18 protein-coding genes are annotated in these 16585 nt (G+C 35.1%); 14 read left to right on the forward strand and 4 right to left on the reverse strand.

What is annotated here, in order from left to right; genetic code table 11:
- Window positions 1-46 precede the first annotated feature (46 nt).
- Window positions 47-1597, forward strand: a complete 1551-nt coding sequence (gene miaB, locus NSS71_RS03985; protein ID WP_047940278.1) for a tRNA (N6-isopentenyl adenosine(37)-C2)-methylthiotransferase MiaB — start codon at window positions 47-49, stop codon at window positions 1595-1597.
- A complete protein-coding gene (locus tag NSS71_RS03990; protein WP_047940074.1) occupies window positions 1597-1980 on the forward strand; it encodes a RicAFT regulatory complex protein RicA family protein in 384 nt (127 codons plus the stop codon). The genes miaB and NSS71_RS03990 overlap by 1 nt, the downstream gene beginning before the upstream one ends.
- Window positions 1981-2103: 123 nt before the next feature.
- On the opposite strand, the gene NSS71_RS03995 is transcribed toward NSS71_RS03990, so the two are convergent.
- From NSS71_RS03995 to NSS71_RS04005, 3 genes are all read right to left on the reverse strand, one after another.
- On the reverse strand, window positions 2104-2457 hold the full coding sequence (locus NSS71_RS03995) for a hypothetical protein (RefSeq protein WP_047940075.1): 354 nt from the start codon (window positions 2455-2457) through the stop codon (window positions 2104-2106).
- Between the two features lie 109 nt (window positions 2458-2566).
- Window positions 2567-2875: a hypothetical protein gene (locus NSS71_RS04000; protein ID WP_047940076.1), complete on the reverse strand. Its 309-nt coding sequence runs from the start codon at window positions 2873-2875 to the stop codon at window positions 2567-2569.
- A gap of 35 nt (window positions 2876-2910) precedes the next feature.
- On the reverse strand, window positions 2911-3330 hold the full coding sequence (locus NSS71_RS04005) for a hypothetical protein (protein WP_047940077.1): 420 nt from the start codon (window positions 3328-3330) through the stop codon (window positions 2911-2913).
- Between the two features lie 339 nt (window positions 3331-3669).
- Between NSS71_RS04005 and NSS71_RS04010 the strand changes: the two genes are divergently transcribed.
- The gene (locus tag NSS71_RS04010; RefSeq protein WP_047940078.1) at window positions 3670-4221 is read left to right on the forward strand and encodes an outer spore coat protein CotE; all 552 of its coding nucleotides are present in this window, start codon (window positions 3670-3672) and stop codon (window positions 4219-4221) included.
- A 100-nt stretch (window positions 4222-4321) separates the two neighbouring features.
- Here the strand turns inward: NSS71_RS04010 and NSS71_RS04015 are convergent, their stop codons facing one another.
- Window positions 4322-4546, reverse strand: a complete 225-nt coding sequence (locus NSS71_RS04015) for an excalibur calcium-binding domain-containing protein (protein WP_095257593.1) — start codon at window positions 4544-4546, stop codon at window positions 4322-4324.
- 306 nt (window positions 4547-4852) lie between these two features.
- On the opposite strand from NSS71_RS04015, the gene mutS reads away from it, so the two are divergent.
- The 11 genes from mutS to NSS71_RS04070 all read left to right on the forward strand — a co-directional run bounded on the left by mutS (window position 4853) and on the right by NSS71_RS04070 (window position 16515).
- Window positions 4853-7471 (forward strand): DNA mismatch repair protein MutS, encoded by a 2619-nt coding sequence (mutS, locus tag NSS71_RS04020; RefSeq protein WP_336045155.1) that lies wholly within the window; start codon window positions 4853-4855, stop codon window positions 7469-7471.
- A gap of 171 nt (window positions 7472-7642) precedes the next feature.
- On the forward strand, window positions 7643-9559 hold the full coding sequence (mutL, locus tag NSS71_RS04025; RefSeq protein WP_341151297.1) for a DNA mismatch repair endonuclease MutL: 1917 nt from the start codon (window positions 7643-7645) through the stop codon (window positions 9557-9559).
- A 522-nt stretch (window positions 9560-10081) separates the two neighbouring features.
- On the forward strand, window positions 10082-10984 hold the full coding sequence (locus NSS71_RS04030) for a DUF1919 domain-containing protein (RefSeq protein WP_341151298.1): 903 nt from the start codon (window positions 10082-10084) through the stop codon (window positions 10982-10984).
- A 271-nt stretch (window positions 10985-11255) separates the two neighbouring features.
- Window positions 11256-11744 (forward strand): hypothetical protein, encoded by a 489-nt coding sequence (locus NSS71_RS04035; RefSeq protein WP_172866807.1) that lies wholly within the window; start codon window positions 11256-11258, stop codon window positions 11742-11744.
- 236 nt (window positions 11745-11980) lie between these two features.
- A complete protein-coding gene (locus NSS71_RS04040; RefSeq protein ID WP_047940083.1) occupies window positions 11981-12415 on the forward strand; it encodes a hypothetical protein in 435 nt (144 codons plus the stop codon).
- Window positions 12416-12426: 11 nt separating this feature from the next.
- Window positions 12427-12549, forward strand: a complete 123-nt coding sequence (locus NSS71_RS04045) for a hypothetical protein (RefSeq protein WP_268874790.1) — start codon at window positions 12427-12429, stop codon at window positions 12547-12549.
- Between the two features lie 98 nt (window positions 12550-12647).
- Window positions 12648-12986 carry a hypothetical protein gene (locus NSS71_RS04050; RefSeq protein WP_047940084.1) on the forward strand — a complete coding sequence of 113 codons (339 nt, stop codon included), beginning with the start codon at window positions 12648-12650 and terminating at the stop codon, window positions 12984-12986.
- Window positions 12987-13341: 355 nt separating this feature from the next.
- Window positions 13342-13893, forward strand: a complete 552-nt coding sequence (locus NSS71_RS04055; RefSeq protein WP_341151299.1) for a hypothetical protein — start codon at window positions 13342-13344, stop codon at window positions 13891-13893.
- 20 nt (window positions 13894-13913) lie between these two features.
- Entirely contained in the window at window positions 13914-14084 is a 171-nt protein-coding gene (locus tag NSS71_RS04060) for a sporulation protein Cse60 (RefSeq protein WP_082138201.1), read from the forward strand.
- Between the two features lie 603 nt (window positions 14085-14687).
- Complete coding sequence (locus NSS71_RS04065) at window positions 14688-15218, forward strand: hypothetical protein (protein ID WP_341151300.1); 531 nt, start codon at window positions 14688-14690, stop codon at window positions 15216-15218.
- 517 nt (window positions 15219-15735) lie between these two features.
- A complete protein-coding gene (locus NSS71_RS04070; RefSeq protein ID WP_047940280.1) occupies window positions 15736-16515 on the forward strand; it encodes an EcsC family protein in 780 nt (259 codons plus the stop codon).
- The last annotated feature ends 70 nt before the right edge of the window (window positions 16516-16585 follow it).

Consider the following 16585-nt stretch of genomic DNA (forward strand, 5'->3'; position numbering starts at 1 on the left):
ACTTATGGATGAAATAAAAATCATCGATAAGAGAGGAGTAGATGAAATGAACGAAAACCAACGTTTAGAAGGACAACAAATCGGAAGCAATAATTCTTCGGACAAAAAATCCGAAAAGGATTATAGCAAATATTTCGAAACAGTATATAAAGCGCCTTCCTTAAAAGATGCCAAAAGACGAGGAAAAGAAGAAGTTCGTTATGAAAAGGATTTCTCTATTTCCGAACAATTCCGCGGAATGGGTGAAGGACGTAAATTCTACATTCGTACATATGGCTGTCAAATGAATGAACATGACACAGAAGTAATGGCAGGGATTTTCTTAGCTTTAGGCTATGAAGCAACAGATTCAGTCAATGACGCCAATGTTATTCTTCTTAATACTTGTGCGATTCGTGAAAATGCCGAAAATAAAGTATTTGGTGAATTAGGGCATTTAAAACATTTAAAAACGGAAAAGCCGGACCTTTTAATAGGTGTTTGTGGATGTATGTCACAAGAAGAATCTGTCGTAAACAAAATCTTAAAAACATACACACAAGTAGATATGATATTTGGTACACATAATATTCACCGTTTACCAAATATTCTTCATGAAGCATATATGTCAAAAGAAATGGTCGTAGAAGTTTGGTCTAAAGAAGGGGATGTAATCGAGAACCTTCCTAAAGTACGTAATGGAAAAATTAAAGCATGGGTAAACATTATGTATGGCTGCGACAAATTTTGTACCTATTGTATTGTTCCATATACTCGCGGAAAAGAGCGAAGCCGCCGTCCAGAGGATATTATTCAAGAAGTGCGTCATTTAGCTGCACAAGGGTATAAAGAAATTACTTTGCTTGGTCAAAACGTAAACGCCTATGGAAAAGATTTCACAGATATCGATTTCCGTTTCGGAGATTTAATGGAAGAAATGCGCAAAATTGATATTCCGCGTGTTCGTTTTACAACAAGTCACCCACGTGATTTCGATGATCATTTAATTGAAGTGCTTGCTAAAGGCGGTAACCTAGTGGAACATATTCACTTACCAGTTCAGTCTGGTTCATCTGATGTGTTAAAAATTATGGCACGTAAATATACAAGAGAGCAGTATTTAGAATTAGTTCGCAAAATGAAAGCGGCTATTCCTAATTTAACTCTTACAACAGATATTATTGTTGGTTATCCAAATGAAACAGATGAGCAATTTGAAGAAACATTATCTCTTTATAAAGAGGTTGGTTTTGAAGCGGCTTATACATTCATCTATTCTCCACGTGAAGGAACACCTGCAGCACGAATGAAAGATAATGTTCCGATGGAAGTTAAAAAGGAACGCCTACAGCGCCTAAATGCTTTAGTTAATGAGTATTCTGCTAATTCCATGAAGAATTATCAAGGCCAAACGGTAGAGGTTCTTGTAGAAGGAGAAAGCAAGAATAACCCAGATGTGCTTGCTGGTTATACACGTAAAAACAAGCTAGTAAACTTTGTTGGACCAAAATCGGCAATTGGCAAACTTGTTTCTGTGAAAATTACCGATGCAAAAACATGGTCATTAAACGGAGAAATGATTGAGGTATTAGAAGCAGAAGCTGTTGAGGCAAACTAATGGCGAAATTCACACGAGAAGAAATTATTGAACGAACAGAGCAGCTTGCCAAAATGATTCGTGAGACAGAAGAAGTGGAATTTTACCAACGTGCCGAAAAACAAATCAATCAAAACCAAAAAGTAAATGATCGAATTGCCCAGATTAAAAAGCTGCAAAAACAAGCAGTTAATCTTCAGCACTATGGCAAAATTGCTGCTTTAAAAGATACTGAAGCAAAAATTGATGCCTTACAAAAAGAAATTGATGAACTGCCAATCGTCAGTGAATTTAAAGAATCACAAGAAATTGTCAATGATATGCTGCAAATGGTAACAAAAACGATCGCGGAAACAGTAGAAACAGAAATTCTTTCTTCTAATGAGAAGACGAAAGAACAATAAAACACTGAGATTCTCCGAAACAAGCGGAAAGAGGGTAAAAACATCCTCAAGAGTACCGCTGGCAGTTTTGGTAAATACAATGTAAACATATAAATGAAAACCAAGCATATTTTTGCTTGGTTTTTACTTGTTTTGATTATTTAAAATATTGATCGCCCGTAAGAATGCTTTCCGATATTCCTGTTGTTCCTTCATAGCTGTTTGCAAGGTCGAAAGCAATGCTTTATTAAGCTGCTTCGTTTCTTTGTCTTTTGCATTTCCGTTATTAACTGTTTGCAATAGAAATGTATACACAAGAAATAAGACAGAGTAATTGTCTACATAAGTTAGACTGACGGCACTTCCGCCATTTCCTCCTTCCGCATGTGTGTTAACAGAAGGCCCCCCTGTTTCTAGAATTTTATCGATAAGCTCCTCTGGTACTCCAAGCTCCTTTAATTTCTCGGCAGTTAACCCAATATTTTTTTCTTTAGCCATTCTTTAGCCTCCTTTTATTAGGTATGTAAAAAGAAAAGGGCAATCATCAAGAAGATGTTGCCCTTTATTATATGCTTATCTCTTATAGGAGTGATTATCTTAAAGGTGATTAACCTTCATTCACCATTTCAGGGCTATTTTCGTTGTAAGATACAGCAGTAGCAGCACCAGCAACGTTAGCATTAACTAAAATACCACCAACAAAGAAGTTTAATAAGTTAACACCTACAGCAGCACCACCAGCAGCACCAGCAGCAGAAAATTGGTTAGCTAGGTTACCGTTTCCTTGAGTAGCATTAGTGAATCCGCGAAGTTCTGCTCCTTTGTTTCCAATGCCTTTACCTTTAGCAGTAACATCAGTACCAGCAAGGCCAGTACCCTTACCTTCGTGACAATCAGATGTGCATTTAGACAACATTTGACTTCACCTCCTTTCAAGAAAAGATTCTTTACTTATTTTTTGATGAAATCTGAAAGATCTAGTGAAAAAATAGGCTTGCCGTTAACATTTAATTTAAGGTTCCCATCATCATTTGAAGCATCAATGACAGGTAATTTCTCTTGCAGCTTGCTTAGGGTGTCTTCACTTACTATACTTTTTAGCGTTTCTGGATTAAGATGTGGTTTTACTTTTTCTTTAATTGAATCTAAATCAACCGCACTTGCAACTTTCTCCTTCATCGCATCCATTGTAGTTCCAGCTACATTCTCAGAAACACCTTTGGTTAACTTTTGGACTAATCCACCCATTTCTGAAGATAATTTAGTAATTAATTCTTGTGCGTATTTAGCTCCGTCCTCACCAGTAACCTCTTTACCATTAACATTGAATTTAAAATCAAACTGATCGTTTTTATTAAATAACCCTGCCAACTTCCTCACCCCCTTACCGTATACTACAGTATATAGAGATTAGAACAAGCTGTATCCGCGAATGTATTAATACAAACGCATATTTTTTTTAAAAGCTTAAAAAAGAGCTGAATGGTAAGGTTCTTTCATTAAAAAAAGAAATATTGGAAATTTTTTTTAAGAATCGATAAAAAGTAGGATAGATGTCTAGAAAATACGCTAATATCGGCACACTTACCCAAGTTTTACATACAATGAAGTAGATTTAAGCATTACTTATCGTCTTTAAAAATTATCGCACACTAGACTCCTATCCCGCATAGGATGAAATGAAAATGAATGAGGAGGTTTCGCTCGAACATGGGAGAATATAGAGAGATTATTACAAAGGCAGTCGTAGCGAAAGGACGTAAATTTACAAAATCCAATCATACCATCTGCCCAGACAACAGCCCATCAAGTATCTTGGGCTGCTGGATTATCAACCATACGTATGAAGCAGAAAAGGTTGGTAAAACAGTAGAAATTAGTGGATACTTTGATATTAACGTTTGGTATTCTTATAATGACAATACACAAACGGAAGTAGTAACAGAGCGTGTGAAATATACAGATGTCATTAAATTAAAATATCGTGATCCTGACTGCTTAGAAGACCACGATGTAATTGCACGCGTCTTGCAACAACCAAACTGCATTGAAGCAGTGATTTCGCCAAATGGCAATAAAATAATTGTCCATGTAGAAAAAGAATTTATCGTTGAAGTTATCGGAGAAACAAAAATCTGTGTAGAGGTTTGCACAGACGAATGTGGCAAAGAAGATGACGATGAATGGTTTAAAGATGAAGTAGAAGATGAAGAATTTGAGGAATTAAATCCAGACTTCCTTGTAGGCGGGGAAGAAGAGTAAAGGCTAGGAGCTTTTCCTAGTCTTTTTTTCTATTAATGATTCCTCATAATCAATAATAGAAAAGCCTTTTTCCTATTTGCGTAAGAAAAAGGCAGGAAGATTATCTTTCACAAGCAATTCCGTCTTTATCACGGTCCATTTTTTTGTTTGCGTCATATAAGGCTTTAGATACATAAGGTTTGTATTTTGTTTTTCCACCTTTATTTTTGGTGCTTTTTGATTTAGCAACGCCACCCTTATAATCCTTGTTAAGGGCTGTACAATTTTTGTACTTTTTAACTTTTGTTTTTGCTTCTGCACTTGAATGTGGCATAAAACTTAGCATAAGAACAATCGTTAAAAGAATAGATAGAATACGTTTCAAGATAATTGCTCCTTTTCCTAAAATTAACTTTTATTTCAAGCTAAATTATAAAAGATTTGTTCGCGAATTACTAGTATTATTTTTAAAAATAATACTAGAATGGAGCAAAATGGAATGAACTAGTTAGCACCTTTAACTTCACACAAAAAAAGCAATTATTTTTAAGAGATATTCATGTTCTTTTCCCAACACCCCCCACTGAAATATTCTATTTCTTTATGTTATAATGGGAGAATAATAGATTTGGACAGGATTTTGGAGGAAGTTATGACAACATATACGCCCATGATACAACAATACTTACAAGTGAAGGCAGATTATCAGGATGCCTTTTTATTTTTTCGTTTAGGAGACTTTTATGAAATGTTCTTTGATGATGCCATCAAAGCATCACAGGAGCTTGAAATCACTTTAACAAGCAGAGAAGGAGGGGGAGCAGAGCGAATTCCCATGTGCGGTGTCCCACATCATTCTGCTGCAAATTATATTGAACAGCTAGTCGAACGCGGCTATAAAGTGGCAATTTGTGAACAAACAGAAGACCCGAAACAGGCAAAGGGAGTTGTGAAAAGAGAGGTCGTTCAGCTGATTACCCCTGGAACGATGATGGAAGGGAAAAATCTTTCCGATAAAGAAAATAACTACATTGCCACTATCTCTTTGTTTGCAGATGAGCAATTTGGCTTTGCTTATAGCGATTTATCGACAGGGGAAAGCAAAGCAACTCTTCTTAAGGGAATCGACTCTCTATTAAATGAATTATCCTTATCAGGTGCAAAGGAAGTCGTAATTTCTGACGATTTCTCAAAAGAGTATCAGAAGCGATTACAGGAAAGAGGTACATTGACCCTTTCGATTGAAAATGATCTGGATGAAAAAGATGTGCATGTACCATTATTGCAAGGTATTCAAGAACAACAGTTAAGAAGCACGGTTGTCCGCTTGTTTAATTATCTATATCGCACACAAAAGAGAAGCTTGGATCACTTACAGCCGGTTTCTACTTATGTTATTGATCAATTTATGAAGATTGATTATTTTTCTAAGCGGAATTTAGAATTAACGGAAACAATTCGCTCAAAAGGAAAAAAAGGATCTCTTCTTTGGTTATTAGATGAAACGAAAACCGCGATGGGGGGAAGACTTTTAAAACAGTGGATCGATCGTCCACTATTAAATAAGGAAGAGATAGAATATCGTCAAAATCTAGTCGAGACAATGATTGGACATTACTTTGAACGCCAAGATTTGCGGGAAAAATTAAAGGAAGTATATGATTTAGAACGTTTAGCAGGACGAGTGGCTTTTGGAAATGTTAATGCAAGGGATCTTGTCCAGCTAAAAAAATCGTTACAACAAGTACCAATCATTCAGCAAATTGTTGCATCGTTTGGTTCAAAGGAAGCAATGAGATTGGCTGAAGACCTAGATCCTTGTGAAGATATTACTGATTTACTGGAGCGAGCAATTGTTGAAAACCCGCCGTTATCCATTAAAGAAGGAAATATTATTTTAGACGGCTACCATCCTGAATTAGACAGTTACCGTGATGCAAGCCGAAACGGCAAAACATGGATTGCCCAGCTAGAAAGAGAAGAACGGGAAAAAACAGGCATTAAATCGCTGAAAATCGGCTATAATCGTGTATTTGGCTACTATATAGAAGTAACAAGAGCAAACGTCCATCTATTACAAGAAGGACAGTATGAACGTAAACAAACCCTTGCTAATGCGGAACGTTATATAACGCCAGAATTAAAAGAAAAAGAAAGTTTAATCCTGCAAGCCGAAGAAAAAATGGTGGAATTAGAATATGAGATTTTTACAACCATCCGGGAAACCATTAAAGAATATATTCCACGCTTACAAAATCTTGCAAAAACTGTAAGCACACTAGATGTGCTTCAATGTTTCGCCACAGTAAGTGAGGATCGCCGCTATGTGAAGCCTGTGTTTTCAAGTGATCGTACGCTTTCTATTAAAAACGGCCGTCATCCTGTAGTAGAAAAGGTAATGAATGCACAAAGCTATGTAGCAAATGACTGCGCCATGCATAAAGACAGAGAATTGCTGTTAATTACTGGGCCAAATATGTCTGGTAAGAGTACGTATATGCGCCAGATTGCCTTAACAAGCATTTTGGCGCAAATCGGCTGCTTTGTGCCAGCAGATGAAGCAGTGCTGCCGTTATTTGACCAAGTATTTACGAGAATTGGAGCGGCCGATGATCTTATTTCCGGGCAAAGTACGTTTATGGTAGAGATGCTGGAAGCAAGAAACGCACTCCTGCATGCCACTAATAATAGTTTAATTCTATTCGATGAAATTGGTCGAGGCACAAGCACATATGATGGAATGGCATTGGCACAAGCCATCATTGAGTACATTCATCATGAAGTTGGTGCGAAGACTTTATTCTCTACCCACTATCATGAGCTGACTGTGCTTGCAGAAGAGCTTCCATCATTAAGCAATGTTCACGTCAGCGCAATGGAGCAAAACGGAAAAGTTGTTTTCCTTCATAAAATAAAAGAGGGAGCAGCTGACAAGAGTTACGGAATTCACGTTGCACAGCTTGCTGAATTGCCAGAAGCATTGATTGAACGAGCACAAGAACTATTAACAAGCCTTGAGCAAAAGGATCAATTTGCTGGAGAAGCAGCCGTGGCAGTAATCGAAAAACCGGTTATGAAAGCTGAAATAGCTGAAGAAGAGGCACAATTATCATTCTTTGAAACAGAAGAGAAAAAACCGCAAAAAGTGATTTCTACGAAAGAAAAGCAAATTGTTAATAAACTGAAAGACTTAGATATATTAGAAATGACGCCAATGCAGGCATTAAATACATTGTACGAACTTCATAAAAAAGTCCGTAATGATAGATAAAGTGGGTTAGGGTGATAGAGTGTAAAGCCAGTGGTATGAACGCATAGAAATGAAATTGCGTTAGAAAAAGTGGTGTTCATAGGAACGATGAAAGCTGCAAATTCAACTATTTCAGCTGATACACTGCCCTATCCCTGATCGAAAAAAGTAAGAAAGAAAAGAGGAGAAACAATGGCAAAGATTATTCAACTGGATGATGCACTTTCGAATAAAATTGCTGCAGGTGAAGTTGTTGAGCGGCCAGCCTCTGTTGTAAAAGAGTTAGTAGAAAATAGTATCGACGCAAAAAGTACTTCAATTGAAATTTTTATCGAGGAAGCTGGTTTACAAAGCATTCGTATCCTTGATAATGGACAAGGAATTGACGAAGAGGATGTTTTAACTGCTTTTTCCAGACATGCGACAAGTAAAATAAAAGATGAAAATGACTTATTCCGAATCCGCACCCTTGGATTTAGAGGTGAGGCACTGCCAAGTATTGCCTCTGTCTCTCATGTCACTTTAACCACTTCTACTGGAGAAAAAGGGACAACAGTAGAGCTTAACGGCGGACATTTAGTGAAACAGGAAGGCGCGCCGGGAAGAAGGGGAACAGAGATAATCGTCAGCGATTTGTTCTTTAATACGCCAGCAAGATTGAAATATATGAAATCGATTCATACGGAGCTTGGTAATATTACCGATATCGTCAACCGCCTAGCCCTTGCTCACCCTGATATTAGCTTTCGCCTAGTGCATAACGAGCGCAAGCTCCTTCATACAAATGGCAATGGGGATGTAAGACAAGTGCTTGCGGGCATTTATGGCCTAAATATAGCAAAAAAAATGATACCAATTTCAGCAAGTACCCTTGATTTTAAACTAAGTGGCTATATGGCTCTGCCAGAAATTACGCGTGCGTCACGGAACTATATTTCCACCATGATTAATGGCCGCTTTATTAAAAACTATTCTCTTGTACGCAGTATTCAGGAAGGCTATCATACGTTATTGCCTATTGGCAGATATCCCATTGTTCTTTTAAATGTAGAAATGGATCCAATTCTTGTTGATGTAAATGTTCATCCATCAAAAATGGAAGTGCGCTTTAGTAAAGAACAAGAGCTATACGAACTTGTCAGCAATACGATTAAAGCAGCATTTAAGAAAAAAGAGCTTATTCCAGCAGGACTTATCCGCGAGAAAAAGCCTGCTCCAAAAGAAGAGCAAGCGGCCTTCAGCTTTGATACGATTCGCGAATCGGCAATGCCAGTATCAGTTCCAAAAATGGATTCTGTTTTTGCCAATCCAACAACAGAGCAAGTAGAAAAGCCGAGTTGGAGCGAACCTCTTGAAGACACACCAAGCAGTCGGCAATCTGGAGAAAGTGATGAAGAATCAACTATAACAGATGCCACAGCCTTTTTCTTTGGACAGGAAGGGAATAGTACTACCGCGCCTGCAACAGAAGAAGAGATAGAGGAAGCATGGGAAGAGGAAGAAATAGCTGACGTGGAAGAGGGGCCGAGAGTTCCGCCCCTTTATCCAATTGGGCAAATGCATGGAACCTATATTTTTGCACAAAACGAAAGAGGACTTTATATTATCGATCAGCATGCAGCCCAAGAACGAATTAAATACGAATTTTTTCGGGAAAAAGTTGGCGAGGTCCATAAGGAATTACAAGAAATGCTTATCCCATTAACATTAGATTATTCCTTAGATGAATGGATAAAAATAGAAGAAAATAAAGCCGAGCTCGAAAAGGTAGGCGTATTTCTTGAACCATTTGGCCAGCAAAGCTATGTAGTCCGCTCCCATCCACAATGGTTTCCAAAAGGAGAAGAAAAAGAAACAATCGAGGAAATGATTGAACAAGTACTCTCCATGAGAAAAGTAGATATAAAGCTTTTACGAGAAGAAGCTGCCATTATGATGAGCTGCAAGGGATCCATTAAAGCAAATCGCCATTTACGAAACGACGAGATTCAAAGTTTATTGGACGAACTTCGGACAACATCCGATCCATTTACCTGTCCACATGGTAGACCGATTATTGTGCATTATTCTACTTATGAGATGGAGAAAATGTTTAAGCGTGTGATGTAATTATTTAGTAGAAGAAACCTTTTATTTATAGACTGGTTATGGTGAGATTGATCACATTCTGAACACTTTTACTTGTCTGATGTAGATATAAAGAATGGATTTGTGTAATTTCAATTTGTGATTCTCGCATATTAGTGTCACATAAGTCCATGGTATCTAATTCTTTTATTTTCGGCTATTATAATATCAAACAAGTACGTAAATGCTTTTGTTATTTAGTTAGACGAGATGATTTAAGTTCCTTTTTTACACCCAATTTATAAGGACATGTAGTATTTTAAAGGATTCTTCCATAAGGAGGAGTCTTTTTTTATTATTGTTTAATGAGCTGTAACCCTATGAATAGAGAAAAGGGGAGATAACAACGAAAGAGGAAATGCCAAATATAGACATGGTGAAGGTCGAATAGCACGCTTGATTATGGTTCTTTTGGTTATCTGTTCTTAGAAATGCGTTTTTTTGAGTTATTTAGAAGTTAAACCTGATATAATAATGAATGATTATTACAAAAGGAAGGTTATTATGTCAAAGTATAAATGTATAGTATGGGGAACAGGAATAGAATATGATTTATATATCAATTCTATTAGATATCATGAATTATTGGGAAATGTTGAAATCTTGGGTGTAACATCTAATCAGTCTATATATCAATATCTAGATGGCTATAAATTCATATCTACAGATGAACTTCTAACTTTAGAATTTGACCTATTAATTGTTGCTAGCTTGTCTTCATTTAACACAATCAAAAGGGATGCCATTTCAATAGGTATTAATGAGGATAAAATTATAAATATTAAAATATTTGGATTAGCAAATTTAGATATTAATAAATATGTACAAATAAAAAAATCAAAGTTGTCCATTTTTTCAAATAACTGTTGGGGCGGCCTAACATATAATAGATTAGGATTGGAATTTTTATCTCCATTTATAAATATGTTTGAAAGTACTACAGATTATTTGAAAATAATAAATAATCCAAAAGAGTATTTGAATTTTGAATTGGAATTTGCTAGATATAACTTTGATGAAAAATTAAAAATACAATATCCAGTTTTTTATTTAAATGATGTAATATTGCATTTTAATCATTATACATCAACGGAACATGCAGTTAGTAAGTGGAGGAGTCGTAAAAATAAAATTAGTTGGGATAACATTTTTGTTATGATGTATACAACAAACGAGGAGGAAGTAAATAAATTTATAGAATTACCATATAAGAAGAAAGTATGTTTTGTTCCTTTTGAAACGTCGGAAGTATCATTAATAAATATACATTACAAAAATAATGATGAGCTTAATAATAAACCTTTTTGGGAAATAGTTAATGGTCTAGCCACTGGAGATTACAAGTATTATGATGTTTTCGATTTATTACTAGGAAGTAATAATAATTCGAGAATCAAACTGAACTAAAAGATGTTCAATGTCCAAAACGAAATTAGAATTCCACTCATTATGAACAGTAAATTACTTGTTTTCTCCATTTCGTAAACACAGGATTATATACATATAATAATTGGTTTTACAAAATGTTTACCTGCAAATCCTATTTTTCAGAGTAAGCTATTCCAAAAGCACTACCATATTACTGTCCCCCGCTCATTTGAGCAGGGGATTTTTTAGTTTCTATGTGTATAAAATAAATAAATGTAAGTTAAACTATTCAAAAAAAGTGGTGATTGTTTTGAATAAAATTATTGAAAACCTCGACATTCATGCTAAAGGGATATGGGTTCCTATTGTTTGGGCAGTAATATTATTAATGGTGGTATTATTTATGCCAAAGGAAAAAATGAATGGGCTGCAAATTTATTGTACTTATGGCGTAATTGGTGCTATTACTTGGATTGCAAATAGTGTATTTGGAATATATTTAGATTGGGTAGACTTTGGGAGAGCAGAATCTACTGGTATTGGGGAGCTGCTAACATACGCACTCATTCCCTCATCATTAGCGATATGGTTTTTAAATAAATTGCACAGAGATAATCGTATGAAACGAACTCTATTATTTGTGTTATTGTCTTTGTTCATTGAGTGGACATGCCATATATCAGGATTTATGGGATACAATGGATGGAGTTTACTTTATAGCATACCTGTATATATAATCATTTATTACTTTTTCTTACCTTTTCACTATAGACTAATAAAAGATATAAAAGTCAGCTAAATATAAAATCTTTGTTATAAGCCCTATTCTTCGGAGTAGGGTATTTTTAGTTAAGCGTAAATTCGTCCCCCTTGTTATATTATCGAGAAATGATCCTCTGTAATATAAATGGAGCTGAAATTTGAATCAGGGTGAGATTTCAAATTCAAATTAGATTCTATAGTATCTCCTATTCCCCTTTTTTGTTTGATACATATATATATGTATAGGGGAATCCTCCTAATGGATGTGATTTTATGGAAGAAAATGCTATAAGAGAAATTCAACGAGAGATTGATATTGTTATAGCTTTTTTATTGTTAACAGGACAAATAACTTTAACTCGGGTTTATTTTGGCCCCGGCTATTTTGGGGTAACTGTTGGCGGGCCGTTAACGGGAGCTAATAGGTTGGAAAGTATTAATGATAACCCGCTTGGTAATTTTACATTGGATATAATCGACATTATAATAGCTGTCTTAATCTTAAAAGACGAGATTAATCTTGTAGGTCTTTTTGTGGCTTCTGATGCTCGGTTTTCCTTAAGTATAAGTGGTCCTTTATTCGGGAGAGAAAAGGTGGTTCCAGTTACGAAATTTCTAAAGAAAAATCAGAAAGAGTTTAATGCAATTGTTTCCGATAATTATTTCTTAGATGACGAATTTATAAAAGCTTTAAAAAGGATGAAATAGGGGGAAGAAAAATGGCCTTAACAGATTTACCAACGATAAAAAATGATTCCATGGGCAGTAAGTTCTTAATTGCCTTGGCGATAACAATATTTGTATTTTTCTTTACAAAAGATAAAAAAACGGATGCTATGTAATATGGTTCTAAATATCTATTAAATGGTCAAACTAAAAGTTGAACCTTATTTTCACTTGAGCATACACTACAGTGAATCTATAAGAGGAGGCTAATGCCATGGAAAATAATAGAGATTTAATGGAATCTTCAAGTCATCATTTATCCAGCCATCACCATCATCATCACCATAAAAAGGATCATGATCATTATAAACACAAGTTTCATCCTAAATGTCACAAGCACTTATTTGAATTTATTCAAATAGAAACAAGAGATGGAGAAGTTCACCAAGGTATTCTGCATAGTTACGATGATGAAAATGTATACTTATTGGTAAGTGGTCATCATACAAGCGAGGATAGTCGGTTAATATTCCCATTTAGAAGGTTTGGATTAATTGGATTCCCATTCTTTGGAATAAGAAGATTTGGTCCATTCTTCCCTCTTTGGTGGTAAAAGTTCGTTTTAACAAATAACGATGAATATACAGATAAAAAAATGGTTCGTTATAGTGAGTGGCGGGATGTTCTGTTACTTCCCTCACCTTCGCCCTGCTCAATAAGCAGGGTATTTTTATGCCCAATATTTCAGCTTTTCCAAATCCTAATAGGGTTATTATGTAAGTATGAATCTTCTATTATGGTTCTCTTAATGTGGATATAGAGAGAGAAGTAGACGTGGTTTTAACTATAATTGAATGGCCAGCTCTATTTCAAAAACCAGCAAAGTCTTTTTTTTGTATAGACCTTTTATTTTAATTTGAAACTTTTTGATTATTCAAACGTATCCCTTTAGAGAGAGGAGGAAGAAAATGAATAAATTTTTTAGTAAATGTGCTTCTATTTTATTAATAGTCATGGTGGCAGCATTAGCGGGCTGTTCGGTTGAAGCGGAATCAAAAGACAAAAACATTAGTACACTTGAAACTGTATTGAATGAAACATTTACAGTGCCTAATAAAGAACTTCGGGACATTTTAGAAGATCCAAATAATTACACGATGATCGGGAATGACGAAAATACAAGCTCATCAAGTGACCTGGATTCTTACTTAAAGAAGAAGTATCAGGAATCTTTTACCGAAGAAATGTATGATAAGTATACAGGAACCTACGCATTAAGCTATATAGCAGCTAGTCCAGAAAACAGTGAAATGAAGATAAAGGACGTTCAAGTAGCCCAAAAGGAAAAACAGCAAAATATCTATGATTACACGGCTATTATTGATTATAAAAAGGACGATGGCTCTCCAATAGAAAAATATGAGGTTAAGGGGCAAGTGAATTTTTCGGAAAGCGGAAAGATTGTTGCGTTTATTATTGATGAGGATAGTAATTTATCTAAGGATATAAGAAATAATTAGGAATAGGAAGGTACTATCTTATGATTCAGACAAAAGTTATTTCGGAGAACGATAAAAATTTCGAGAACCATTTAAATAAAGCGTTAAAGGAATTGGGAAATCATGAAGTAATCGATATTAAGTTCGCTGTGAACAATGAACCAATAACAGAAGAGGGCATTTATACAGCCGTTATTTTATATAAAGCATAAGATTACGAATAATGCATCCTTTCTGGGATGCTTTTCTTGTCATGAAAAGTGGGGAGAAGTTATTTTGCTTTTTTAGCGTCAATAATAATGCCTATCTATTATATTTAATTTCTTGTAATAATCGAATTTTAAAAAGGGGATTTATGATGAATGTTTGGAGTGAAGAAGAGAGCAGCTATACGTTAAGTAATTTAACTAATAGAGATATAGAGTTGGCAGAAAAACACTTCCAAGTGAAATTGCTGAAAGCATAGATGGAAATTCTAAAGAACAAGAACGGGGGAGAGCTGCAATACCATGCATTATCGATATCCCTAAATCGATGGGAAGGTAATGATTATATTTTAATAGAGCATCTATTAGGGATAAAGGAAAAAGAAGGCATAATGGAGACGGATGATTATTTCAGGATATAATTTAAACGAAGAATTTATAGAAAATCTGAAAGATGAATTTAAAAAAAGCGATAATTAAATGTTTAGATCCTGTCTTGAATTAATGGATAATTACACAGATACTAATAAAAAATAATAAGGGAAGAGTTGTGATTGAGCAGCTTTTTTCTTATACAAACCCGAATAAAAGGTCTGGAGCTGTTTAATTATGAAAAAAATCCTTGCAACTTTTTTTATATTGGTTATTTTGGTCGGTTGTTCGAATGAAGGGAAAGAGACTGATGTGAAATCTGCTAATATTGGTTCTCTTGAAGAACAAATCACTACTGTGATGGCAGAACATCATTTAAAGGATAAAGAAGTTATTGATTATGATCTCAAAGATGATTTCATTTATGTTATTTTTAAAAACAAACATGAAAGCGGCAATACGCATCATCCTGATTTAGTCATTTTGAAGAATAAGGAAGGGAAAGTAAAATGGGCAGCGGGACCAGAGGATCGTACAGTATCTGTTGATAGCTCTATGATATTTGAACGCGAGGATGGACCATCTGTTACTCTTACGATGCCAACAGGAAATACAACTGTTAAAGAGGTAAAGGTGCTGGGTGAATCGGCCAAAGCAGTAACCTATCTAGAGCATTTTACTGATGATTTTTCAAGAGAATATACCTATTGGATTACTTATACAACGGAAAAACCTACGCATGAGGATATTGAAGTGATTACGAAATAGGGAATACCAAAGGAGAGGAAAAGGATTTAATTCGAATTGGACGATCGTCTTGCTATAAAGTAATATTGTATGATTTAATCATACAAATAACACTGCATGCCTCTATTGACATTGTGTATGTGAATTTTATGCCAATAGAAAAAAATAAATTTATGATTTATTTTATATTCTGGGTGTTTTTTCGTTGCTAATACGACATTAACTTTCTTTTGGGGATATGTTAACTATAATGAATGGAATCGTTGGTATACTATTTTATATCTATGCCAAATCTCTATATGCGCTAGCGTTATTGATTCATATAGTGAGCAATAGACTCCCTAGTAAGATAGAAGAGTGCATGAGCAGCGAGTAGAATAACGGCCTTTTTAATGAATCTTTTTTATATGAAAACTCGAATAAATGATTATCTTAAAAATCGAGTGGAATCATATCTCGTCATTGCAATTCATTATGCATTTAAAGATAATTCGAAAATTGGGAGAAAAAAATGGAACAGTTAAACAAAAATAAAGAAATGGAAAATCAAAAGCTGCTTAGAAAAAAATTAAAGAATATTGAAAAATGGGAGAAAAACCAAAAAGGTTTGTTCTTTTGGGAAAAAATTGGAAGACTCCCATTTGTGCTGTTGGATAAATTGACACCGACATACATCCAAGAGAAAATACATATACTATTAGATGAAATTGCCGTATATATTGATAATGGCGGACAGTATCTAGTGGATAATGAGAAAACATTGTATAAAGTTAAAAAAGAATTATCGTTAAAGGAAGATGTGAAATTGGAAGATATAAAATATTTTCCGATTGATTCTATGGAACAGACAGCAGAAGCCTTTATCAAAAATCGTGCGAAAAATGCCCAACTTCAAGGGGCTACTACTGGTTTTGGCGGTATTTTTACACTAGCTATTGATATCCCCCTTATCTTTGGAATTACATTAAAAACCATCCAAGAAGTAGCATTAGCATATGGTTACGACCCTTCAGATAAGGAAGAGCGAATATTTATGATTAAATGTATGCAATTTACGTCTTCTGATATAGTTGGAAAAAGAGCCATTTTAAATGAATTGACCAATGCCTCTAAGGAGGAAGGTTTCGCACAGCTGCAAGGGTGGAGAGAGGTGTTTGCTTCTTATCGGGATAATTTTGGATGGAAAAAACTTTTTCAAATGATACCAGTAGCCGGAATGATTTTTGGTGCCTATACGAATAAAGCGGCCATAAAAGAGGTAGGAGAAGTTGCAAATATGCTTTATCAAAAACGGAGAATATTGGAAAGGATAAGCTAAATCGCTGGACAGTTAGAAATATAGGGGAGGAGAGGCAATAGAAAAGCCCCCTTGATGGGACAGAGGGCAG

It is taken from the genome of Niallia sp. FSL W8-0951 (assembly GCF_038006525.1).
Taxonomy (GTDB): Bacteria; Bacillota; Bacilli; order Bacillales; family Cytobacillaceae; genus Niallia; species Niallia circulans.